Genomic DNA, 22190 nt, shown 5'->3' with positions numbered 1-22190 from the left:
CCAGAGGGAGAGGGGACAACGCACTACGACGCGTCCGCCAGCCGCGTGCTGCTTGCGCGCCGCTTGATGACGAGCAGGATGAGCGGGATGGCCGCCAGCACCAGCTGCGGGAAGAACGTGAGGGCATCCGGGAAGATGCCGAGCGGCTCGAAGGTGAAGAGCGGGATGGGGCTGAGCGGCACCAGACCCACCTCCTGCAGGGCGCGCAGTCCCTTGCCCAGCAGGATGACGGCGGTGACGACCAGCAGCACCGTGGACGCCTTGAAGAGCGTCTTCATGGGCAGCTTGTAGCCCATGCGGTTGATGAAGAGCACCAGCACGGTGAGCGCCACGGCGCCCGCGGCGCAACCCCAGGCCACGCCGGACGCCGAGTCGAGGGAGAGGCCCTGCAGGAAGATGGCCGTCTCCACGCTCTCGCGCAGCGCGGCGGAAAACGCGATGGCGAACAGGCCGGTGGCGCTGCCCTTGCCGAGCGCGCCCTTCATCTTCTCGCGCAGCTCGCCCATGAACTGGCTCATGTTGGCGCGCGCGTTGAGCCACAGGGCCGCGTACAGCAGCATCACCACGGCGGCGAGCGCGGCCACGCCCTCGAGCATCTCGCGGTTGGCCCCGCCCAGCAGGTGCCGGCCGAAGATGAAGAGGAGGGCGCCCACCACCAGCGCGGAGCTCCATCCGGCGTGCACCACGCGGGCGTACGTCGTCGCCTCCATCTTGCGCAGCATGGCGAGCAGCGCGGCGACGATGACGGTGGCCTCGAAGCCCTCGCGCAGGAGGATGAGCACGGTGAGCCACAGCACCGACACGAAGCCCGCGGTGGTGCCACTGCCGCGCCGCGCCTCGTCCAGCAGGGACAGGAGGACGCGGCCTTCGTCCTGGAGGTGCGGGCTCTTCTTCTCGGCGGCGAGCCGCGTGTCCAGGAAGGCCTTCTCCAGCTTCAGCACCAGGTCCGGACTGCGGGCCCGCAGCGTCGACTCCACCGGCTCGAGCCCGTTCAGGTAGGCGTCCAGCAGCGCGTTGCGTGCCCCGAGCGAGTCCCCGGCGGCGCCCAGCTTCAGCGCCTGCTCCACGTGGCTCCGCGCCGCCAGCAGGCCGCGCTCCTCGTCCACGTCGGGCATCTTGCGGCGCAGGCACGCGAGGTGCTCCTGCCCATGGGTCTGGACGAGCTCGGGGTCCGTGGTGTTGGCGAGCTTCTCCAGCGACACGCGCGGCGGGTTGCCCTCGCACGCGGGCTGGCGCAGCGTGTGGACGTAGAAGGCAACGGCCCAGCGCTCCTCCTCGGTGAGGGTGGGGAAGCCGGGCATGGCCGTACCGGGCACGCCGAAGCCCACGGTGTTGAAGGCCTTGTACGGCGTGAGCCCGGCCATGATGTCCGCATCATGGAAGTTGGCCGGCATGGGCTCCATCGTCTCGGCGATGGGCACGTCCGCGTGTCCGTCCTTCCCGTGGCACGCCACGCAGTTCTGTTGGAACACCTGGGCGCCCAGCTCGAGGTTCGGAGGGGTGCGCGGGCTGCGCGCCAGACCTCCGGCGAGCACCAGGTTCTCCACCAGCTCGCCGCAGTCGCGGCTGACGCCCTCGGGATCCGCGGCCTTGTCCACGCGCGTCTGGAGCTCCTTCAGGCGCGGCAGGAACGCCTGACCCTGGGGTCCCAGGTCTCCGGCCGCCTCGACCGCCTCGGCGATGAAGCTGCGCTGCTCGGCCAGCTCGAAGTCGGACTTCGACTCCACCGCCATCGGGTAGTCGGCCTGGAGATACTGGAGGATGCCCACCAGACGGTGCCAGGTGCGCCCCTCGGACGCGCCCTCATCCGCGGCGGCCAGGGGCGCCGCGAGCAGCAGGGACAGGATCAGGAGACCGGTACGCTTCACGCTCGAGGGTGTACCAGTCCTCCACCCGTTTTTTCAATTTTGAGAATCAAAATCAATTCATTTTGAGAGGGTGCCCTCATCGTTTCCAACAGAGAGGCTCGCCCGCTAGCGTCGTCGCATGAGCACGGACGGCGGTGGGCACCTGAAGATGTACATCCTCATCCGCGAGAGCGTGCCCACGGGCTTCGCGGTGCTGGCGGCGGCGCACGCGTCCCTGGCGGCGTACCTGAAGTTCCGGGACGCGCCGGAGGTGGCGCAGTGGCTGTCGGGGCCCTTCTACAAGGCCGTGTGCAAGGTGACGGACGAGGAGTTCGAGCGGGCCAAGGCCTTCGAGGATCACGTGGTCCTCACCGAGTCGGCGCTGGGAGGCCAGGAGGTGGCCATCGCCTTCAAGCCCCGCGCCGAGTGGCCCAAGGCCTTCCGCTTCTACCGCCTCTACCGCTCGTAGGTGAGGAAGGAGAAGGGCGGCTCGGTGGCGGTGGCTTCGTGGTGCTCCTCGGCGACGAGCCTCCACGCGGACAGGTCCACCTCGGGGAAGAAGGTGTCGGCCTCGTAGTCGCGGTCGATGCGCGTGAGGTACAGCCGCCGCACGTGCGGCATGGCCTGCCGGTAGAGGTCCGCGCCACCCGCGATGAAGACCTCGTCGCCGCGTGCCAGCTCCAGCGCCTGCTCCAGCGAGTGCGCCACCTGCACGCCCACGGGCGCGTAGTCCCGCTGGCGCGTCACCACCACCGTGGTCCTGCCTGGCAGCGGCCGGCCGATGGACTCGTACGTCTTGCGGCCCATGACGAGCGTGTGGCCCATCGTGAGCTGCTTGAAGCGCTTGAGGTCCGCGGGCAGCCGCCAGGGCAGGGTGTTGTCCCGGCCGATGCACCGGTTGGTGGCCATCGCCACGATGGCGGAGACGGTCCTCATACGGCCACGGGCGCCTTGATGGCGGGGTGCGGGTCGTAGCCGCTCAGCGTGAAGTCCTCGTACTTGAACCCGAAGAGCGAGCGGACGTCGGCGTTGAGCGTCATCTTCGGCGGTGGACGAGGCTCGCGCTTCAACTGCTCACGGGCCTGCTCCACGTGGTTGAGGTACAGGTGCGCGTCGCCCGTGGTGTGGATGAACTCGTGGGCCTGGAGCCCCGTCACCTGCGCCACCATCATCGTCAGCAGCGCGTAGGAGGCGATGTTGAAGGGCAGCCCGAGGAAGATGTCCGCGCTGCGCTGGTAGAGCTGGCAGGAGAGCTTCCCGTCCGCCACGTAGAACTGGAACAGGATGTGGCAGGGCGGCAGCTTCATCGCGTCCAGGTCCGCCACGTTCCACGCGCTGATGATGTGCCGGCGCGAATCGGGGTTCTTGCGCAGCTGCTCGACGAGCTGGCTCATCTGATCGATGGAGCCGCCGCCGGGCCTGGGCCACGAGCGCCACTGGTGCCCGTAGATGGGGCCGAGGTTGCCCTCCGCGTCCGCCCACTCGTCCCAGATGGTGACGCCGTGCTTCTGCAGGTCGCGCACGTTGGTGCCGCCCGCGAGCATCCACAGCAGCTCGTGGATGATGGACTTGAGGTGCAGCTTCTTCGTCGTCACCAGCGGGAACCCCTGCGTGAGGTCGAACCGCATCTGGTGGCCGAAGATGCTCAGCGTCCCGGTCCCGGTCCGGTCGCTCTTCTTCGTTCCGTGGTGGAGGACGTGCTCGAGCAGGGCGAGGTACTGTTTCATGGTTGGATCGATCACCCGCCCGTTGCCAGACGCAAAGGGGGGACGGGCTTGTAGCCCAGGCGCTGTGGAACGCGCGACATTCGGGCACACGGGGGATGCCGGATCCACAACGAAGGCACCCGGTACGAGCCCGCCGTACACACTGGGGGCTCCTTCCGGTGGCGGTGACGCACTGGAAACCATTAGAAGGGCGCGGCCATGAAGATCTACACGAAGACCGGGGATACGGGAGAGACGGGCCTGTTCGGCGGAGGCCGGGTGCGCAAGGACAGCGTGCGCGTGGACGCCTATGGCGAGGTGGACGAGCTGAACGCCTCACTGGGGCTGGCGCGCTCCCTGTCCATGCCCTCGGACCTGGATGCGCTGCTGCTGCGGTTGCAGGACCAGCTCTTCACCGTGGGCGCGGTGCTGGCCACGCCGGTGGGCACCAAGGCCTCCGAGCACATCCCCCAGCTCAAGGCCGAGTGGGTGACGGACATGGAGAAGGCCATCGACGCCTTCGAGACGGAGCTGTCGCCCATGACGCACTTCATCCTCCCGGGAGGCAGCGTGGCGGCCGCCGCGTTGCACCTCTCCCGTACCGTGTGCCGCCGCGCCGAGCGCCGGGTCGTCGCCGCCCTGCGCGAGGGCGAGGCCCAGCAGGAGGCCGTCGTCTACCTCAACCGCCTCTCGGACCTGCTCTTCGTCATGGCTCGCATCGCCAACCACCGGGCGGGCATCCAGGACGTGAAGTGGATACCGGAGAAGTCCTCGAAGTAGCGGTTATGGAAGGAGACCGTGACTCCGCTGCCCAGCGCCCACCTCCGCCAGCTCTCCGAACAGGTCGGCTTCGACCTGGTGGGCTTCGCGCGCGCCGAGCCCATCCCTCCCGAGTTCCTCTTCGGCTGGCTGGAGTCCGGCTGTGCCGCGGACATGGACTGGATGGGCTCGCGGGCGGCCGAGCGGCTGGATGTCTCCAAGCTGCTCCCCGGCGCGCGCACCGTCATCGCCTTCGCCACCAACTACTACCGGGATGAGCCCCGGGCGGAGGACTCGCCCATCGCCCGCTACGCGCGCAGCCGGGACTACCACTCCACTCTGCGCGACAAGCTGAAGGCCTACCGCAAGCTGTTATCGGCGGCGTACCCCGGCGTGCACCACTACGGCAGCGTGGACTCCGGCCCGTTGATGGAGAAGGTGTGGGCCGCGCGCGCGGGCCTGGGCTACGTGGGCAAGAATGGGTGCTTCATCACCGCGCCCTTCGGCTCGTGGGTCCTGCTGTCCGCGCTCATCCTCGACGCCGAGGTGGACTCATACGCGGGCGGCCCCGCCAGCGACCGCTGCGGCCACTGCCGCAAGTGCATCATGTCCTGTCCCACCGGCGCGCTGCTGGGTCACGGACGCGTGGACGCGCGGGCCTGCCTCTCCTACCAGACCATCGAGAACCGTCACGCCGAGGTGCCCGAGTCCTTCCGCGTGGAGATGGACAACATCGTCTTCGGCTGCGACATCTGCCAGGACGTCTGCCCCCTCAACCGAGGCCCCGTCTTCACGCCCAACGAGCGTTTCTCGCCCCGGGCCGTGGCGGAGCTCGGCGTGATGGAGCTGGCCGCGCTCACCCCGGAGCAGTACGAGCAGCTCATCCCCGGGACGCCGCTCGCGCGGGCCAGGTACGACGGTCTGCGCCGCAATGCCGTGTATGCCCTGGGTGCCATGAAGCAGGCCGAGGCCCGCTCCCTGCTGGAGACGCTGAGCCAGGACCCGAGCGAGCAGGTGCGCCACGCCGCGCAGTGGGCACTCCGGCACCTGGACGCGTAGTTACCCCGTTTCGACTCGTGGTACGGGAGGAGCATGAGCGCCTCGTCCGAGACTCCCGTGTCCTCCGTGTTCCCTGGCCGCCCGCGCCGGCGCTGGTTGCGGCGCCTGTTGTGGACGGGCCTCGGGTTCGCCGTGCTGCTGGTCATCGGCTCGGTGTACCAGGCCGTGTCCGCGGCGGCGGATGCGCGCGACTTCCCGCCTCCGGGGAAGATGGTGGACGTGGGCGGCCATCGGTTGCACCTGAACTGCACCGGAGAGGGGCGTCCCACCGTGGTGCTGGAGTCGGGCGCCAGTGCGCTGTCCTCGGCCTGGGCCTGGGTGCAGTCCGAGGTGGCGAAGACCACGCGCGTCTGCTCGTACGACCGGGCGGGGGTGGCCTGGAGCGAGCCGGGCCAGGAGCCTCACGACGCGGTGCATGTCGCCGGGCAGCTCCACACCCTGCTCGCCAACGCGGGCGAGTCCGGACACTTCGTTCTCGTGGGGCACTCGTTGGGAGGGCTCTTCGTGCGTGTGTATGCCGACCGCTACCCGGGTGAGGTCGCCGGCATGGTGCTGCTGGATGCCTCGCACCCGGACCAGACGGAGCGGTTGCCGGAGTCCGTCCGGAAGCAGTTCGAGCTGGGCGTGAAGATGATGGCGCTCGCGCCGGTGCTCATCCACGTGGGCCTGGTCCGCGCCACGGGCCTCTTCGACCAGTTGGGGCATGGGCTGCCCGAGCGCGCCTCCGCGGAGGCCGCGGTCTTCGCCTCCTCGGTCCGGCACGTGGAGACCGCGCATGCCGAGCTGCGGGCCTGGGCGGACTCCACGGCCCAGGTGCGCGCCACCCGGGGACTCGGTGACATGCCGCTGCTGGTGGTGAGCGCGGGTTCCGCCATGTCCCCATCCGGGGCGGAGTTCCTCCCCGCCTTCCAGGCCCTGCAACGCGAGATGGTCTCGCTCTCCTCCCGCGGTCAGTACCGCATCATTCCCGAAGCCAATCACCTCTCGCTCCTCACGGATGCGACACAGGCACGTCAGACGAGCGCCGCCATCCTCGACGTGGTGCGGGAGGTGCGCGCCACGCGGATGTCCGGAACGGCCTCGCCCTAGGGAGAGGGTCAGCTACGCCTCCCCCACCACCTCCACCTCGCGCCGAGGCACGGGCACGAGAGGAGCACTCTGCGTCAACCGGACACCGGCAATCACCAACCCGCCCCCCAGCGCCAGGCCCCAGTGAAGGGACTCACCGAGCAACACCCAGGCGGCGAGCGCGGTGGTAGCGGGCTGGAGGTTGGAGAAGACGGCGACGCGGGAGGCGGGCACCCTGGACAGGGCGTAGTACCAGATGAGGTACGCGACGACGGACGTGAGAACGGCCAGGTACGCGATGCTGCCGAGCGCTGAAGCACTGGCGGAGAAGGTGCGGACGGGAGCCAGCGCGAAGGGCGTCACGGGGAGCAGCAGCACGGCGGCGGCGACCATGCTCCAGGCGGTGGAGCGAAGGGGCCCATGCGCGGCGGCGAAGGGCTTGCCCTCGGTGGTGTAGACGACCCAGGCGCTCACGGCGGCGAGGATGAGCAGGTCGCCCACGAGCGAGCCGCGAGCCGAGGCCAGTCCACGTCCAAGCAACAACACCACGACCCCCGCGAGCGCGGTGAGGATGCCGAGCGAGGCGCGAAGGGAAGGCGGCTCGTGCCCGCGAGCGAGACTCATCAGGTACACGCCCAGCGGCGTCAACGCATACAGCAGGGCCGCATGGGCCGCGGTGGACTGCGACAACCCGTAGAAGAACAGCATCTGGTTGATGGGCCCCGCGAGCAGGCCGAGCATCAGCACGCGGCGCCACTCGGAGCGAGGCGGCACCTTGGGGCCGGGCGTGAGGAGGAGCAGCAGGCAGAAGACGAAGGCGCTGAGGAGGAAGCGCCAGAGCACGACGGTGACGGGAGGCAGCTCCTCCATGGCGCGCTTGCCGGCGAGGTACGTGCCCGTGTTGATCAACACCTGGACGAGCAGCGCGGCGTAGACGGGGCCGAGCGACGCCTGACGAGGAGAGACGGCTTCAAGGGAGGATGCGCGCATCGCCGGGCACCCCGTACCAGATTGTCCGGTGGCCCGGAACATCACCGGGCACCTCGAGCAGGTGACGCGCCGCATCTGTCCGATAGCGAGTCACCGGTACACCGCGAGTCCGCGCGAGGTGAGCCCCGAGGTGAGGGGCTGGCGCGGGGGAGGGGGGAAATGGGCTCAGCGCTCGTTGGGATCCCAGTCCGCGATGTCCTTCTTCTTCGGTTCCGGCGGCGGTGCCGGACGCGGCGGCGGCTCCACCCGCTTCGGCGCCGGCTTCGGTGCGGGCTCCGGTTCCGGCTCGGCCTCGGAGTCCTCATCGCCGAAGATGCGCATCTCCCCGCTCTTCGCCGACGCCTTCTTCACCTCGTTCTTCTGCTTCGGCGCGGGCCGGGCCTCGGGCTCCGGTTCCGGTTCCACTCTCGGCTCGGGCTCCGGTTCCGGCTCCTTCGCCACGGCCGGCTCCGCCTCGGGCGCCGGTTCCGATTCCTCGGTCCGGTACACCCCCCGGCGCACTCCGTCCCGAGGTGTCTCCGGACGCCGGGCGGGCTCCTCGGTTTCCCTCTCGGGCATGTCGTAGCCCGTGTCCCGCAGGGAGTAGTGCCGGGTGGTGCACTCCGACTGCTCCTCCTCGCAGCCCTGAAGGCACGTGCGGAGCTGGCGGTACTTCGTCGTGCTGCCACCGTAACCGATGGTGCAGTCCTCACGGCAGGTCTCGAAATCCTCACGGCACCCCACGGGCACGGTGCGGTCGGATCCAGCGGCGAGCGTCAGAAGGACGACGAGGGGGAACGGAAGCATGGTGGAGGGAAAGGCTAGCAGGTCCAGGGCAGGGACGTGGATGGCGAGCGCCTGCCTGGTCTCTTGCTGCACGAAGGCCCACCCGTCCCCACCTTCGATGCTTCAATCCGCGACAGTGCGGGAGAGGCCATGCCGTTCCGAAAGCCCAGGCACCTGACATGGCGCGAGTTCGCCCGGCGCCTCTGGGTGGAGCTCCAGGAGGACGCCGTCACCGAGTGCGCCGCCCAGCTCGCCTTCTACTTCCTCTTCGCCCTCTTCCCCTTCCTCTTCTTCCTCGTGACGCTCGCGGCGTATCTGCCGTTCGCCCCGGGCGCCGTGGAGGCCATGGTGGAGCGGCTCGGCCCCCTCATGCCCGCCGAGGCCCTTCAAGTCGTCCAGGGTCACCTCCAGTCGCTCGTCCAGGACAGTCAGCCCCGCCTCATCACCATCGGTTTCCTGGTGGCGCTCTGGAGCGCCTCACGGGGCGTGGACGCGTTCCGCCGCGCGCTCAACCTCGCCTACGACGTCCCCGAGTACCGGCCCTTCTGGAAGACCCAGGGGCTCGCCATCCTCATGACCGTGGCGGGCTCCCTGCTCATCCCCCTCGCCTTCGCCCTCTTCCTGCTGGGCGGTCAGGTGGGCGAGTGGATCGCCGGGCGTCTCCACTTCCTCAACGTCTACCACACCATCTGGTCCTGGCTGCGCTGGCCCTTCACCGCGTGCCTCGTCATGCTGGCCCTGGCCCTGTGCTACTGGCGCCTGCCCGCCGTCCGGCACCGTTACAACTTCCTCTCGCCCGGCGCGGTGCTCGCCACCGTCCTGTGGCTCCTCACCACCTGGGGTTTCACGCAGTACGTCGAGCACTTCGGCCGCTACAACGTCACCTATGGTTCCATCGGTGGTGTCGTCGTGCTGCTGCTGTGGCTCTACCTCACCGGCCTCATCTTCATCCTCGGCGGCGAGGTGAATGCCGTCCTCGAGCACGCCGAGGCCGAGGCCGCCCAGGCGGAAGGAAAGCCTCCACCCATCGAGGCGCCCCACCTCCAGGGCGCTCCCCGAGGTCCCCGCTCGGGCCGGGAGCGGCTGGCCTTCTGGCGCTGGCGCCGGCGCATGGCCGAGCGCGCCGCCCCCGAGGTCCTTCCCCCCGCCGAGGTCCAGGAGGACTCCGGCGAGGGCTCGTCCCGGCGGTAGGAGCCGGGACAGCACTCCCCCCTGCATTGAGGGCTCGGGGCGGGCCCGGCGGACTACTGCTTCAGGCGCGCCTTGATGCCGGCCAGACCACCCGTTCCCTGGTTCGAGCCCGTCAGGTTGTTCTTCGCGATGTAGCTGTTGAGGTGCTGCACGCGGTCCGCGCTGGGCGGGTGCGTGCTCAGCCACTTCATGAAGCCCGGCGTCTTGCCCTCGGCCGACGCCAGCTTCTGGAAGAAGGTCACCAGCCCGCGCGGGTCATAGCCCGCCGCCGAGGTGTACTTCGCGCCCAGCTCGTCCGCCTCCGTCTCGTTGCCCCGGCTGAAGGCCAGCCCCGTGCCGGTGCCCGCCAGGCTCGCGGCGATCTGCGCCGCCGTCCCCGGGTTCCTCCCGAGCGCCGCCTCGATGAGCGCCGCCTGACCGTACTGCAGCATCAGCGCCTGCGCCGAGTGCCGGCCCGTCACGTGCGCGGCCTCGTGCCCCAGCACCCCGGCCAGCTCCGCCTCGTTGTCCGCCGCCAGCAGCAGGCCCGTGTACACGTACAGGTAGCCGCCCGGCGTGGCGAACGCGTTCACCATCTTCGGGTCATCGATGACGTGCAGCTTCCACTTCACGTTCGCCCGGTCCCGGTTCGCCGCCTGGAGGATGGGCCTGGCCACGGTGTTCACGTACTCCACCACCGCCGCGTCCTCGACGTACTTGATCTTCTCCTTCGTCTCGAGCTCCTGCTTCACCTGCTTGCCCAGCTCCGCCTCCTGCTGGTCGGAGATGAAGAGGGACGCCGCCGTGCGCCCCACGTTGACCTTCTTGCCCGCCGCGCAACCGGTCGTGAACCCCATGGCCAGCGAGAGGGCCATGACCACCGAGAGAATCCGCTTCATGCGTCGCCTTCCTTGTCTGGGTGCTGCCGGAATGACCCGGGGGGTCGTACTCAGCGCCCCGGGGACTCGGCAAGCATCTGTTACCGGGTGTCTGCTCGTGAGACGGCCGCCCGTGAATGGATATGCCATGCGCGGAGGCAGCCGTCCCTGCGGGCCCCCGGCCGTGAGCGCGGAGTGCCTTGCCGCTCTTCCGGACACTGCGGACTTTAGGAGATGGCGCCCCTCCGGGTGCCAGGGAGGCCCCACATGTCTCGTCCCGTCTGGACCGGCGCCCTCGGTTTCGGGCACATGCACGTCCCGGTGCGGCTCTACGGCGCCGTGTCGTCCCGGCAGGTGCAGTTCCATCTCCTGCATGACGCGGATGGTGCCCGCATCCAGCAGAAGCGCGTGTGCTCGGCGGATGGCGAGGAGGTGCCCTTCGAGCACGTGGTGAAGGGCTATGAGCTCCGCCCCGGCCGCTACGTGGAGGTGACGCGCGGCGAGCTCGAGGCGTTCGATCCCCAGGCCAGCCGCACCGTGGACCTGGAGGACTTCATCGAGCTGTCGGAGATAGATCCCATCCTCTTCGACACCACCTACCACGTGATGCCGGGGGAGAAGGCATTGCGGCCCTATGCCACCCTGGCCATGGCGTTGCGGGCCTCGGGCCGTGCCGGCATCGGGCGGCTGGTGATGCACCTCAAGGGGCACCTGTGCGTGGTGTGGCCGCATGGGCGGGGCCTCGTCCTCTCCACGCTGCACTACGCGGACGAGCTCATCTCCCAGGACAGTTACCCCGAGCTGTCCCTGCCCACGCCCCGCCCCGTCGAGACGGAGGTGGAGGCCGTGCTGCGCGCGGTCGAGGCCCGCACCGTGGACTTCGAGCCCCAGCGCTACCAGGACACGCACCGCGAGCGGCTGCTCGGCTTCCTCGAGCGGCGGGCCCGGACGCATGGTGTCCGCGAGGTGCCTCCCGAGGCTCCGGCACCCGCGGAGGAAGAGGTGCCGCGCATCGGCCGGGAGGGCAGGGGAGCCCAGCGCGTCGAGGTGCGAGAGCCCGCCACCCGCGGCTCCCTGCGGGTGCGTTCTCAGGCCGCTCGCGAGGCGCGGGAACGAACCGGGCGCCAGAAGCCGGTGGGAACCACCGCGAGGACCCGCGGCAAGGGCGGCTCCGGTTCAGGGAAGAAGAAGGCCTGACCTCTCAAGTAAGCAATGCGTGGGACGTGCCCAGGGTGTTATGCCGCACCCCCGCATGCCCGAGCTTCCGGAAGTCGAAATCGCCCGGCGCAACCTCGTCCATTGGCTGGACGGTCGTCGCGTGGTGCGGGCCGAGGCGGACGACTCGCGCGTCTTCCGCGGGGCCCGCCGCGAGGACTTCGCCTCCCTGCGCGGCCGTCTGGTCTCGCTGGAGCGGCGCGGCAAGTACCTCCTCTTCACCTTCGAGGGCGGCCGGGGACTGATGGCCCACCTGGGCATGACGGGCCGTTTCGTCCGCCGCCCCGAGGGCGTCCCCGTCCCCTACAGCCGCGCCCGCTTCCACCTGGACTCCGGTGACGTCATCCACTTCGCCGACTCGCGCCTCTTCGGCCGCATGGAGCCGTGCGCCGCCTCGCGCCTGTACGAGCTGGACGCGGTGAAGGAGCTGGGGAGGGATCCCCTCGCCGATGGCCTCACCGCCGGGCAGCTCCAGGAGGCGGTGGGCCCGTCCAAGCAGGAGCTCAAGGTGGCCCTGATGGATCAGGGCCGGGTGACGGGGCTGGGCAACATCCATGCCGCCGAGGCCCTCTACCGGGCGGGCCTGCACCCGGCGCGCAAGCCCGGCTCGCTCACGCCCGGGGAGTGGCAGCGGTTGGCGGACGCCATCCACGCCTCCATCACCTTCGGCCTCGAGGAGCAGCAGGGCGAGGAGCCCGCGTACCTGGAGGACGGGGCGGAGAACCGTTTCCTGGTCTACGGCCGCGCCGGGACGGCTTGCGCCCGGTGCGGGACGACCGTGGAATCCTTCACCCAGGGAGGGCGCACCACCCATTGCTGTCCGCAGTGCCAACCGAAGCACCCTGGCCGTAAACCCCCGGACGGACGAAGGAAGACAACCGCTCGCCGTCGTTGACACCCCTGGCCGGGTCCGCTTGACTCGCCCGCCCTTTGCACCCGCCGCACTCGCGCGGCCCCGGAGAAGAATCCCCTATGTCGTCCAACGCCCTGCTGGCGGCACTGCTCGTCGCCTCCGCCACGGCCACCGCCCAGACTCCCGCGCCCCAGTCCGGGACGCCGGCTCCCGCCCAGGAGAACGCCGCTCCCGCCACCACCCCGGAGGCCGCAGACTCCCTCGAGGAGCGCATCCGCCAGGAAGTGGACAAGCGCGTGGAGGCCGCCCGGCAGGAGATGCGCGAGGAGATCCGCGCCCAGCTCGCCACCCAGTCGCTCGCCACCGACTGGCAGGAGGAGTGGGTCGAGGAGAAGCGCAAGCTGGAGATCTTCACCCTCGACGGCTACTACCGGATGAGGCCCAACCTCTACTACCAGTTCAGCCTGAACAAGCCGCTGGGCAGCGAGCTCTTCCCCCGGCCCCGGCCCACGGAGAAGACGCAGGCCTTCGCCGACATGCGCCTGCGCCTGGAGCCCACCTTCAACATCTCCGAGGAGGTGCGGGTGAAGCTCCAGCTGGACGCCCTGGACAATGTGATCCTCGGCTCCTCGCCGCTGAGCGGGGTGGACCGCAACTTCTACCTCTTCGACATCTTCAATGACGGGCAGGTCTCCCCCCGCTCGGCCATCAACAGCCTGAAGGACTCGCTGATGCTGCGCGAGGCCTACGGCGAGGTGTCCACGCCAGTGGGTCTGCTGCGCTTCGGCCGCATGACGGCGCACTGGGGCCTGGGCGTGCTGCGCAACGACGGCAACTGCCTGGAGTGTGACTTCGGCGACGTGGTGGACCGCGTCATGTTCGTCACGGAGCCCTTCGACGGCTTCTACGTGACGCCCATGTTCGAGTTCAACGACGAGGGCATCTACGCCTACCCCAACGGCGAGCAGGGCCAGGCGGTGGACGTCACCGGTGCGGATGACAGCCACAGCTGGGTGCTGGCCGTGGCGCGGCGGGACACCCCGCAGCAGGTGCGGGCCAAGCTGGACAACAACCAGGGCGTGCTCAACTACGGCCTGCACTTCAGCTGGCGGACCCAGCGCTACAGCGCGGCGCGTGACGACAGCGGGCAGGTGCAGCCGGGCCAGTACGTCCCGCGCGGCGCGACGCTCTACATCCCGGACGTGTGGCTGCGTTACGAGGAGCGCAACTTCCGCGTGGAGCTGGAGCTGGCGGCCTACCTCGGGCAGATCAACGGCGTGGCGCGGACGGCGGACCAGGCGAACGACCCCAGCTTCAACCAGACGCTGGACGTGATGGCCTTCGGCGGCGCGGCGGTGGGCGAGTACCGGATGCTCAACGGGCAGCTCAACCTCCAGATGGAGCTGGGCTTCGCCTCGGGTGACCGGGCGCCGGGCTTCGGGGCCTACCCGGGCATTCCGGGCACGGGCGAGAACGGCGCCACCCAGCCGGGCAACGTGGAGGGCCCGCAGTTCCGGTGCGGCACCGGCGGCTGCAGCGACAACTCCATCCGCAACTTCCGCTTCAACCGTGCCTACCGCGTGGACAGCATCCTCTGGCGCGAGCTGGTGGGCACTGTCACCGACGCCATCTACGTGAAGCCCACCATCCGCTACACGCTGACGCAGGGCTTCGACCTCTTCGGCAGCGCCATCTACTCGCAGTCCATCTACGCCGAGTCCACGCCCTCGAGCACCGAGCGGATGCTGGGCATCGAGACGAACCTGGGCGCCCGCTACGAGACGGAGGACGGCTTCGTGGCGCGCGTGGACTGGTCCGTGCTCTTCCCGCTCAACGGTCTGAACGAGACGAACGTGAACTCGCGGGTGGAGCTGGGGACGGCCCACGCCGTCCGCGGCACGCTGGGCATCCGCTTCTAGTCGCGCGCCATGCCCGGGCCGCGCGGTCTCATCCTGTTGCTCGCGGTGCTGGCCGGGGCGGCCTGCGGTATCAAGGGGCCGCCGCGTCCGCCAGCCCGTGCTCCGGAGGCGCAACCGCCGCCTCCGGCGAATCCCTCCCCTGACGCTGGGACGCCGTGAATCACTTCAGCTATCGCAAGCGTGTCCTGCACGCCGAGGACGTGCCCCTGCCGGCCATCGCCGACGCGGTGGGCACCCCCGTGTATGTCTACTCCACCGCCACGTTGCGCCGGCACTTCCGGGTGGTGACGGAGGCCTTCGGCAAGCACCCGCACCTGGTGTGCTACGCCATGAAGGCCAACTCCACCCTCGCGGTGCTGCGGCTGTTGGCGGAGGAGGGCAGTGGCTTCGATATCGTCTCCGGCGGTGAGCTGGCGCGGGTGAAGGCCGCGGGTGGCCAGCCCGGCAAGACGGTGTTCGCCGGCGTGGGGAAGACGGCCGACGAGATGGCCCAGGCCCTCTCCGCCGGCATCCTCTTCTTCAACGTGGAGAGCCCCGAGGAGCTGGAGCTGCTCGACGCCGTGGGCCGCGCCCAGGGCAAGCGCGCGCCCTTCGCCCTGCGTGTGAATCCCAACGTGGACGCACGCACCCACCGTCACATCTCCACCGGCCTGAAGACGTCCAAGTTCGGCGTCCCCTTCGAGGACACGGTGGCGCTCTACGCCAGGGCCAAGAAGATGAAGGGCCTGCGGGCGGTGGCGGTGGACTGCCACATCGGCTCGCAGATTACCCGCACCGCGCCCTTCAAGGCCGCGCTCACCAAGATGGCCGGGCTCTACAAGGAGCTGAAGGCCCAGGGGCACGCGCTGCAGTACCTGGACATCGGCGGGGGCCTGGGCATCACCTACACCGAGGAGACGCCCCCCACGCCCGCCGAGTACGCGCGCACCGCCATCGCCGCCGCGGGCGATACCGGCGCCACCCTCGTCTTCGAGCCGGGCCGCCTGCTGGTGGGCAACGCCGGGGTGCTCGTCACCCGGGTGCTCTTCCGCAAGAAGACGCCGGCCCGCCAGTTCGTGGTGGTGGACGCGGGCATGAACGACCTGATGCGCCCCGCCCTCTACGACGCCCACCACGGGCTGCAGCCGCTCGTGCAGCGGCGCGGCAAGGAGGTGGAGGTGGACGTGGTTGGGCCGGTGTGCGAGTCCACCGACGTGTTGGCCCGTCAACGCAAGCTGGTGCTGCCCAAGGCGGGCGAGCTGTACGCGCTGATGACGGCCGGCGCCTACGGCATGAGCATGGCGTCCAACTACAACTCGCGGCCCCGGCCGGCCGAGGTCCTGGTGGACGGGGACGCCTGGCGGGTGGTGCGCGAGCGGGAGCGCGTCGAGGATCTCTGGCGCGGCGAGCGGCCCTGAACATATAAGCCGCAGCATGAGGACCTTCGAAGGCTCGATGACCGCGCTCGCCACCCCCTTCCGGGAGGGAGCGTTCGATGAGGCTTCCTTCCGTGCGCTCGTCCGGCAGCAGATCGCCGGGGGGACGAACGTGCTCATCCCCATGGGCACCACGGGCGAGGCGGTGACGATGTCCGCCGAGGAGCGCTTCCGCGCCATCCGCGTGGCGGTGGAGGAGGCGGCGGGCCGGGTGCCAGTGGTGGCCGGCGCGGGCTCCAACAGCACGGCGGAGACGGTGGCGAACGTGAAGAGCGCCCGCGAGGCCGGCGCGACTGGCACGCTCATCGTCACGCCCTACTACAACAAGCCCACGCAGGCGGGCCTGGTGGAGCACTTCCGCGCGGTGGCCAGGGCGCACCCCGGCTTCCCCATCATCGCCTACAACGTGCCGGGCCGGACGGGCGTGGACCTGCTGCCGGAGACGGCGCTGCGCCTGTGCGACGAGGTGCCCGAGGTGGTGGCCATCAAGGAGGCCACGGGCAACATGCCCCGCGCGGTGGACCTGATGGAGAAGTGCGGCGACCGGCTGACGCTCCTGTCCGGCGATGACTTCACCGTGCTGCCGTTCATCGCCTGCGGCGGCAAGGGGGTCATCTCGGTGTCCTCCAACGTGGCCCCGCGGATGATGGCGGACCTGGTGGCCGCGGCTCGCGCCGGTGAGCTGGCGAAGGCGCGGGAGCTCCAGGTGCGGATGAACGAGCTGCACCGGCTGCTGTTCATCGAGTCCAATCCGATTCCCGTGAAGTGGGCGCTGCACAAGCTGGGACTGTTCGGACCGGAGCTGCGCCTGCCCCTGGTCCCCATGTCCGAGCCCAACGCGAAGAAGCTGGAGGCCGAGCTGCGCAAGCTGGGCCTCGTCCAGGGTTGAACCCGGGATGCGTGGCACCCTCACCCCGTCCCTCTCCCGAGGGGAGAGGGGAGTGGAGCGAGGGAGCAACGCACTGTGAACCACGCACTGTGAACCACGCACTGTGACCCACGCACCGTGAACCACGCACTGTGGACAGAGGGCCAACACATCCCCTCTCCCTCCGGGAGAGGGTCGGGGTGAGGGTTTCGAGGACACCATGATCCGCACCGTCATCACTGGAGTCACTGGCCGCATGGGCGGCACCCTGCTGCGGCTCGTCCGTGAGTCCAAGGACCTGGAGTTGGCCGGAGCCACCGCGCGCCAGACCTCGCGCCTGGAGCAGCTCGGTGTGCCCGGGGGCGACGATCTCGGCCGGGTGCTCGACACGGCGCGGGCGCAGGTGGTCATCGACTTCACCAGCGCGGAGGCCAGCGTGGCGCACGCGCGCCAGTGCGCCGAGCGCGGTGTCGCCATGGTCATCGGTTCCACGGGCTTCACCCCCGAGTCCCGTGCCGAGCTCGCCGCGAGCGCGAAGTCCATCCCCGTGGTGCTGGCCCCCAACACGTCCGTGGGCGTGAACGTGGTCATCCGCATGGCCGCCGAGCTGGCCCGCGTGCTGGGCGAGGGCTACGACGTGGAGGTGCTCGAGGCGCACCACCGCATGAAGAAGGACGCGCCCTCGGGCACGGCGCTCAAGCTGGCCGAGGTGCTCGCCTCGGCGCTGGGCCGGAGCCAGGACGACCTGACGTTCGCCCGGCACGGGCAGATGGGCGCGCGCCCGAAGCAGGAGATTGGGGTGCAGACGCTGCGCGGCGGAGACGTCGTGGGCGAGCACACCGTGTACTACTTTGGCGAGGGCGAGCGCATCGAGCTCACCCATCGGGCCACCAACCGGGACCAGTTCGGCCTCGGGGCGCTGAGGGCGGCGCGCTGGGTGACGGGCCGTTCGCCGGGGCTCTACGACATGGCCGACGTGCTCGGCTTCCAGAGGACGTCATGACGACGCGGTATTGCCGTTTCCAACACGAGGGGGGTGCGCACCACGGCCGCATCGAGGGTGAAGAGGTGGTGGTGCTCTCCGGCGCGCCCTGGGCCGGCGGAAAGGACACCGGCCGGCGCGTGGCGCTGAGCGCGGTCCAGTTGCTGGTGCCCTCCGAGGCCTCCAAGGTGGTCTGCATCGGGCAGAACTACCGCAAGCACGCCGAGGAGATGGGCAAGCCCGTTCCGGTCGAGCCCCTCATCTTCATCAAGCCCTCCACCGCGCTCAACGCGCACCGCTCGCCCATCCAGCTTCCCCCGGTGAGCCAGGAGGTGCACTACGAGGCGGAGCTGGGGCTCGTCATCGGCGAGCGCCTGAAGAACGCCGACGAGGCCACCGCCGCTCGCGCCATCTGGGGCCTCACCTGCATCAACGACGTGACGGCCCGCGACGTCCAGCGCCGGGAAATCCAGCACACCCGCGCCAAGGGCTACGACACCTTCGCGTGCGCCGGGCCCTGGAGCGTCACCGGCCTGTCCCCGGCGGATCTCCAGATTCTCTGCCGGGTGAATGGACAGGTGCGACAGGACAGCCGGACGTCCGACATGGTCTTCAGCCCCGCCAGGCTGGTGTCCTTCATCTCCCACATCATGACCCTCCTGCCGGGCGACCTGGTGAGCACGGGGACGCCCTCGGGGGTGGGCCGGCTGGTGGCCGGGGACGTGGTGGAAGTGGAGCTGGAGGGAATCGGGACCCTGGCCAACCCTGTTGAGATGGGGCCTTGAGCGCCACCGTCTATGTAGGGCTGGGCTCCAACGAGGGAGACCGCGAAGCCCAACTCGTCTCCGCCCTGGAGGCGATGTCCCGTATCGATGCAGTGGCGGTCCTTCGCTGCTCGTCTCTCTTCGAGAGTGCGCCCGTGGGCCCGCCCCAGCCGCACTACCTCAACGCCGTGGTGGCCCTGGAGTGTGGCCTGCCGCCGCAGCGGCTGCTGTGCATCCTCAAGCAGATCGAGCGCGACGTGGGCCGCGAGCCCGGAGGACCGCGCTGGGGACCGAGGCCCATCGACCTGGACATCCTCCTGTGGGAGGGTGAGGTGGTGGCGGATCCCAATCTCCAGGTGCCCCACCTGGAACTGCACAAGCGCCGATTCGCCCTGGAGCCGCTCGCCGAGCTCGCTCCCCAGGCGGAGCACCCGGTGCTCGGCATGACGGTGGTGGAGCTGCTTTCCCAGCTGGCGCCCCAGGATGTGCGCCGGTGCGAGGCCACCTGGTGGCCCGAAACCCTTCTCCCGGTAACCGAGTGATGACCCTCTCCCTCGCCCTGACCGCCGCGGCCCTGCTCGCGGCCGAGCCCACCCACCTGCCCGCCGGTCACCCGCCCCTCGGCTCGGACGCCCAGCGTCCGGCCGCCTCCCAGGGCCTGCCCGAGGGCCACCCCAGCTTCGGCTCGGGCGCTTCGGGCGCCGCCGCCACGGGCGCCATGCCGGAGGGCCACCCGCCGATGACGGGCCGGGCGCCTCCGTCCGCGGCGGAGCTGCTCCAGCAGCTGGACAGCATGCAGGGGCTGCGCGAGCGGGAGAAGACGTTCGAGATCGCCTCGTCGCTGGGCAAGCTCTACTACACGAATGGCCGGGCGGCGGACTCCATCCCCTACTTCCTGCAGGCGGAGGAGAAGGGGAAGGGGGCGCGCGAGCTCTTCCTGGCGCAGCGCAAGAAGCTGGGCCAGGCGGCGGTGAAGAGCCCCGCGGAGGCGAAGTGCGGCTTCTCGTCGGCGACGCCGGTGGAGGAGATGGTGGCGGTGGCGGCGGAGCGCGCGAAGAAGGGCGACACCGCGGGAGCGGCGGCCTGCGCGCGCGCGGCGCTGGAGCCGGTGCTGGAGGTGGAGTCGATGCGCGCCAACGCGCACTTCCTCTCCGGAGACGCGGCGGGGGCGCTGAAGACGTACGAGCGGGTGCTGGAGGTGGAGCCCACGTCGGCGGACGCGCTCTTCGGGCGCTCGGCGCTGCTGTACGAGACGAAGGGCGAGAACCTGAGCTCCCTGCGGACGGCGTACGAGGGCTTCGAGGCCTTCCTGGCGGCGCACCCGGATTCGCCGCGGGCGGCGCTGGCGCGCAAGCTGGCCCGCATGACGGACGAGGCGGTGAAGGCCGGCGGCATGGCGAAGTGGCAGGCCACGCGGGCCGAGGACCGGCGCATCCGGGCCTCGAAGCTGGACCTGACGCCTGGCGGGCAGATGATGGCGCAGGGGCCGATGGCGGGCGGGGGCCTGCGGGGCGGCGGCGCGTCCGGGCCGATGGCGGGTGGCGGTGACAACACGGCGGCGCCGACGATCTCGCAAGAGACGGTGCAGGCGATGCAGAACGTGGAGCGCACGCCGGAACTCGAGGCCCAGCTGACGCAGACGGTGGAGCAGGGCGAGGAGCTGCTGGCCAAGGGGCGCTACGACGAGGCGCTGGCGGCGTACCGGCAGGTGATGCCGCTGCGGCCGGACGGGCGGGTGAAGGCGGGCCTGGCGTGGACGCTGGTGGGGCTGGGCAAGCCCACGGCGGACCGGGTGTGGGGCGTGGCGGTGGGCTCGGACCCGGCGGCGGTGGACCAGCTGGGCGAGACGCTCAAGGCCAAGGGCGACATGAAGGGCGCGAAGGCGCTCTGGACGAAGCTGGCCGCCTCGGCGCCGGGCTACGCGGCCCAGGCCTCGCTGCAGGCGAAGCTGAGCCAGTAGCCCCGGAAACCCATACAGCTGCAAGAAGTCCAAGAACCCCCGGCAGCCAAGAACCCCTCTCCCTCCGGGAGAGGGACGGGGTGAGGGTGCCACGAACTCCGGGTTGAATCCGTGGCGCGTGGCACCCGAGTTGAAGAAGTGCGTTGCGATGGTGCCCGACCGCGCGGGTTGGGCAAAACACACGAGCGCACCTTGCTGAACAATGGGATCGCCTCCACATCATGGCTCCCATGAATCGCGCGGCCCCCTTCACCTTCGATGACTCTCTCTGGCCCCTGCTGGGCGTGCGTCTCACCGGCGAGCTCTCTCGCCAGGAGTTCGAGGCCTACCTCGACAGGTCCACTCAATATTTGCAGCGGGGAGAGCGGCACGTCTGCATCTTCGACTTGAGCGCCCTGTGGCTCCTGTCGAGCGAGCAGCGGCAGCGGCACGCGTTGTGGCTCGAGAAGAACGCGGCGTTGATGCGCCGGACGCTGCTGGGGCTGGCGTACGTCATCACCTCGCCCACGGTGGTGCTGACGATGAGTGTCATCTTCCACTTCCGGCCGCCGCCGGTGCCCTACACGCTGGTGACCCGCCTGGACGCGGCGAGGGCCTGGGCGGCGTGGCACCTCGAGGAGTCGGGACTGGGGGCCCAGGCCGAGCGCGTGCGGAGCCATCTGTACGAAGGCATGTTCGCGGGGACGGGGTCCGGATGCGGCCCCGCGCAGCTGTCCGGGCCGTGTTAGATCCTCCCACGGGAGGCTCTTCACATGCAGACCCTGACGCAGCCCGATTTCAAGTCGCAGCGCTTCAAGGCCAACCCGTACCCCCTCTACGCGCGCCTGCGCGAGGAGGCGCCCGTCTTCCGCATCCAGGCCCCCGGCAACGAGGTGGGCTGGCTGGTGACGCGCTACGAGGACGTGACCCAGGTGTTGAAGCACGGAGGCATCAGCAAGGATCGCCTCGGCAGCATGAACGAGGAGCAGCGGGCGAAGATGCCCTGGTTCTTCAAGTTCTTCACGCCGCTCGTGCAGAACATGCTGAGCCGGGATCCGCCGGACCACACCCGGCTGCGCGCGCTCGTGCACAAGGCCTTCACGCCGAAGTACGTCGAGCGGCTGCGCTCGCGCGTCCAGGCCCTGTCGGACAGCCTGTTGGACGCGGCCGCGCGCAAGGGCTCCATGGATCTCGTCGAGGAGTTCGCGTTCCTGCTGCCCGTGACCATCATCGCCGAGATGCTGGGAGTGCCTCCGGGCGACTACCGGAAGTTCCAGCACTGGTCCAACCGGCTCGTCTCGAATACGGACATGACGGACGTGCTGCTCTCGGTCCCGAGCGTGGTGATGTTCACGCGCTACCTGCGCAAGCTCATCGCGCAGCGGCGCACGTCGCTGGGAGACGACCTGCTCTCGGCGCTCATCCAGGTGGAGGAGGCGGGTGACAAGCTGACCCCGGACGAGCTGGTCAGCATGGCGTTCCTCCTGCTCGTGGCGGGGCACGAGACCACGGTGAACCTGATCTCCGGCGGCACGCTGGCCCTGTTGCAGCACCCCGAGCAGTTGGAGCGGCTGAGGAAGGAGCCGGAGCTCATCGGGCCGGCGGTCGAGGAGCTCCTGCGCTACGCGAGCCCGGTGGAGGTCTCCACGGAGCGAGTGACGCGAGAGGACATCACCGTGGGCGGGGTGACGATTCCGCGTGGGGACCTGGTCTTCGCGGTGCTCGCGTCGGCGAACCGGGACGAGCGCCAGTTCAAGGACCCGAACACGCTGGACCTGGGCCGCGAGCCGAACAGGCACGTGTCCTTCGGGCTGGGCATCCACTACTGCCTGGGGGCACCGCTCGCGCGGCTGGAGGGACAGATCGCCCTGCAGACACTGGTGAACCGGTTCCCGAACCTGCGCCTGTCCAAGCCGGCCGAGTCACTGAAGTGGCGCACGGGCGTCCTCATGCGCGGGCCGAAGCAGCTGCCGGTCAAACTGTAGAGTCCGGC

At 69.9% G+C, this 22190-nt stretch carries 22 protein-coding genes; 16 read left to right on the top strand and 6 right to left on the bottom strand.

Features of this window, described 5'->3' with window-relative positions; translation table 11 throughout:
• Positions 1-23: 23 nt before the first annotated feature.
• Entirely contained in the window at positions 24-1868 is a 1845-nt protein-coding gene (locus Q664_RS09900) for a cytochrome c/FTR1 family iron permease (RefSeq protein ID WP_043392658.1), read from the bottom strand.
• Between the two features lie 118 nt (positions 1869-1986).
• On the opposite strand from Q664_RS09900, the gene Q664_RS09895 reads away from it, so the two are divergent.
• On the top strand, positions 1987-2316 hold the full coding sequence (locus Q664_RS09895; protein ID WP_052517911.1) for a hypothetical protein: 330 nt from the start codon (positions 1987-1989) through the stop codon (positions 2314-2316).
• On the opposite strand, the gene Q664_RS09890 is transcribed toward Q664_RS09895, so the two are convergent.
• A complete protein-coding gene (locus tag Q664_RS09890; RefSeq protein ID WP_043392655.1) occupies positions 2304-2783 on the bottom strand; it encodes a dihydrofolate reductase in 480 nt (159 codons plus the stop codon). The genes Q664_RS09895 and Q664_RS09890 overlap by 13 nt on opposite strands.
• Entirely contained in the window at positions 2780-3574 is a 795-nt protein-coding gene (locus Q664_RS09885; RefSeq protein ID WP_043392653.1) for a thymidylate synthase, read from the bottom strand. Before Q664_RS09885 ends, Q664_RS09890 begins: the two co-directional genes overlap by 4 nt.
• Positions 3575-3772: 198 nt before the next feature.
• Between Q664_RS09885 and Q664_RS09880 the strand changes: the two genes are divergently transcribed.
• From Q664_RS09880 to Q664_RS09870, 3 genes are read left to right on the top strand one after another with little or no spacing between them, the layout of a single operon-like run.
• On the top strand, positions 3773-4333 hold the full coding sequence (locus Q664_RS09880) for a cob(I)yrinic acid a,c-diamide adenosyltransferase (RefSeq protein WP_043392651.1): 561 nt from the start codon (positions 3773-3775) through the stop codon (positions 4331-4333).
• Between the two features lie 18 nt (positions 4334-4351).
• On the top strand, positions 4352-5371 hold the full coding sequence (gene queG, locus Q664_RS09875) for a tRNA epoxyqueuosine(34) reductase QueG (RefSeq protein WP_043392650.1): 1020 nt from the start codon (positions 4352-4354) through the stop codon (positions 5369-5371).
• Positions 5372-5404: 33 nt separating this feature from the next.
• Entirely contained in the window at positions 5405-6460 is a 1056-nt protein-coding gene (locus Q664_RS09870) for an alpha/beta hydrolase (protein ID WP_052517910.1), read from the top strand.
• A gap of 12 nt (positions 6461-6472) precedes the next feature.
• Here the strand turns inward: Q664_RS09870 and Q664_RS09865 are convergent, their stop codons facing one another.
• Together Q664_RS09865 and Q664_RS51875 are read right to left on the bottom strand one after the other, a co-directional pair.
• On the bottom strand, positions 6473-7429 hold the full coding sequence (locus tag Q664_RS09865; protein WP_043392648.1) for a DMT family transporter: 957 nt from the start codon (positions 7427-7429) through the stop codon (positions 6473-6475).
• A 165-nt stretch (positions 7430-7594) separates the two neighbouring features.
• Positions 7595-8287, bottom strand: a complete 693-nt coding sequence (locus tag Q664_RS51875) for a hypothetical protein (protein ID WP_052517909.1) — start codon at positions 8285-8287, stop codon at positions 7595-7597.
• A 57-nt stretch (positions 8288-8344) separates the two neighbouring features.
• Between Q664_RS51875 and Q664_RS09855 the strand changes: the two genes are divergently transcribed.
• A complete protein-coding gene (locus Q664_RS09855; RefSeq protein ID WP_043392646.1) occupies positions 8345-9385 on the top strand; it encodes a YihY/virulence factor BrkB family protein in 1041 nt (346 codons plus the stop codon).
• Between the two features lie 53 nt (positions 9386-9438).
• On the opposite strand, the gene Q664_RS09850 is transcribed toward Q664_RS09855, so the two are convergent.
• Positions 9439-10263 (bottom strand): M48 family metallopeptidase, encoded by an 825-nt coding sequence (locus Q664_RS09850; protein ID WP_043392642.1) that lies wholly within the window; start codon positions 10261-10263, stop codon positions 9439-9441.
• 246 nt (positions 10264-10509) lie between these two features.
• Between Q664_RS09850 and ku the strand changes: the two genes are divergently transcribed.
• The 11 genes from ku to Q664_RS09795 all read left to right on the top strand — a co-directional run bounded on the left by ku (position 10510) and on the right by Q664_RS09795 (position 22182).
• The gene (gene ku, locus Q664_RS09845; protein WP_052517908.1) at positions 10510-11439 is read left to right on the top strand and encodes a non-homologous end joining protein Ku; all 930 of its coding nucleotides are present in this window, start codon (positions 10510-10512) and stop codon (positions 11437-11439) included.
• 55 nt (positions 11440-11494) lie between these two features.
• On the top strand, positions 11495-12352 hold the full coding sequence (gene mutM / locus Q664_RS09840; protein ID WP_043392640.1) for a bifunctional DNA-formamidopyrimidine glycosylase/DNA-(apurinic or apyrimidinic site) lyase: 858 nt from the start codon (positions 11495-11497) through the stop codon (positions 12350-12352).
• A gap of 77 nt (positions 12353-12429) precedes the next feature.
• Positions 12430-14229 (top strand): TIGR04551 family protein, encoded by a 1800-nt coding sequence (locus tag Q664_RS09835; protein ID WP_052517907.1) that lies wholly within the window; start codon positions 12430-12432, stop codon positions 14227-14229.
• 155 nt (positions 14230-14384) lie between these two features.
• On the top strand, positions 14385-15626 hold the full coding sequence (gene lysA, locus Q664_RS09830) for a diaminopimelate decarboxylase (RefSeq protein WP_043392637.1): 1242 nt from the start codon (positions 14385-14387) through the stop codon (positions 15624-15626).
• Positions 15627-15642: 16 nt separating this feature from the next.
• Positions 15643-16533 (top strand): 4-hydroxy-tetrahydrodipicolinate synthase, encoded by an 891-nt coding sequence (gene dapA / locus Q664_RS09825; RefSeq protein ID WP_043392635.1) that lies wholly within the window; start codon positions 15643-15645, stop codon positions 16531-16533.
• A 199-nt stretch (positions 16534-16732) separates the two neighbouring features.
• The gene (gene dapB / locus Q664_RS09820) at positions 16733-17515 is read left to right on the top strand and encodes a 4-hydroxy-tetrahydrodipicolinate reductase (RefSeq protein ID WP_043392633.1); all 783 of its coding nucleotides are present in this window, start codon (positions 16733-16735) and stop codon (positions 17513-17515) included.
• Entirely contained in the window at positions 17512-18279 is a 768-nt protein-coding gene (locus Q664_RS09815) for a fumarylacetoacetate hydrolase family protein (RefSeq protein WP_043392630.1), read from the top strand. Before dapB ends, Q664_RS09815 begins: the two co-directional genes overlap by 4 nt.
• The gene (folK, locus tag Q664_RS09810) at positions 18276-18800 is read left to right on the top strand and encodes a 2-amino-4-hydroxy-6-hydroxymethyldihydropteridine diphosphokinase (RefSeq protein WP_043392628.1); all 525 of its coding nucleotides are present in this window, start codon (positions 18276-18278) and stop codon (positions 18798-18800) included. The genes Q664_RS09815 and folK overlap by 4 nt, the downstream gene beginning before the upstream one ends.
• Positions 18800-20218 (top strand): tetratricopeptide repeat protein, encoded by a 1419-nt coding sequence (locus tag Q664_RS09805; RefSeq protein ID WP_043392625.1) that lies wholly within the window; start codon positions 18800-18802, stop codon positions 20216-20218. The genes folK and Q664_RS09805 overlap by 1 nt, the downstream gene beginning before the upstream one ends.
• A gap of 230 nt (positions 20219-20448) precedes the next feature.
• Positions 20449-20946 carry a SpoIIAA family protein gene (locus tag Q664_RS09800; RefSeq protein ID WP_160174372.1) on the top strand — a complete coding sequence of 166 codons (498 nt, stop codon included), beginning with the start codon at positions 20449-20451 and terminating at the stop codon, positions 20944-20946.
• Positions 20947-20970: 24 nt separating this feature from the next.
• On the top strand, positions 20971-22182 hold the full coding sequence (locus Q664_RS09795; RefSeq protein WP_052517906.1) for a cytochrome P450 family protein: 1212 nt from the start codon (positions 20971-20973) through the stop codon (positions 22180-22182).
• The last annotated feature ends 8 nt before the right edge of the window (positions 22183-22190 follow it).

The organism is Archangium violaceum Cb vi76 (assembly GCF_000733295.1).
Classification (GTDB): Bacteria; Myxococcota; Myxococcia; order Myxococcales; family Myxococcaceae; genus Archangium; species Archangium violaceum.
This window is presented reverse-complemented; position numbering and strand designations above follow the sequence as displayed.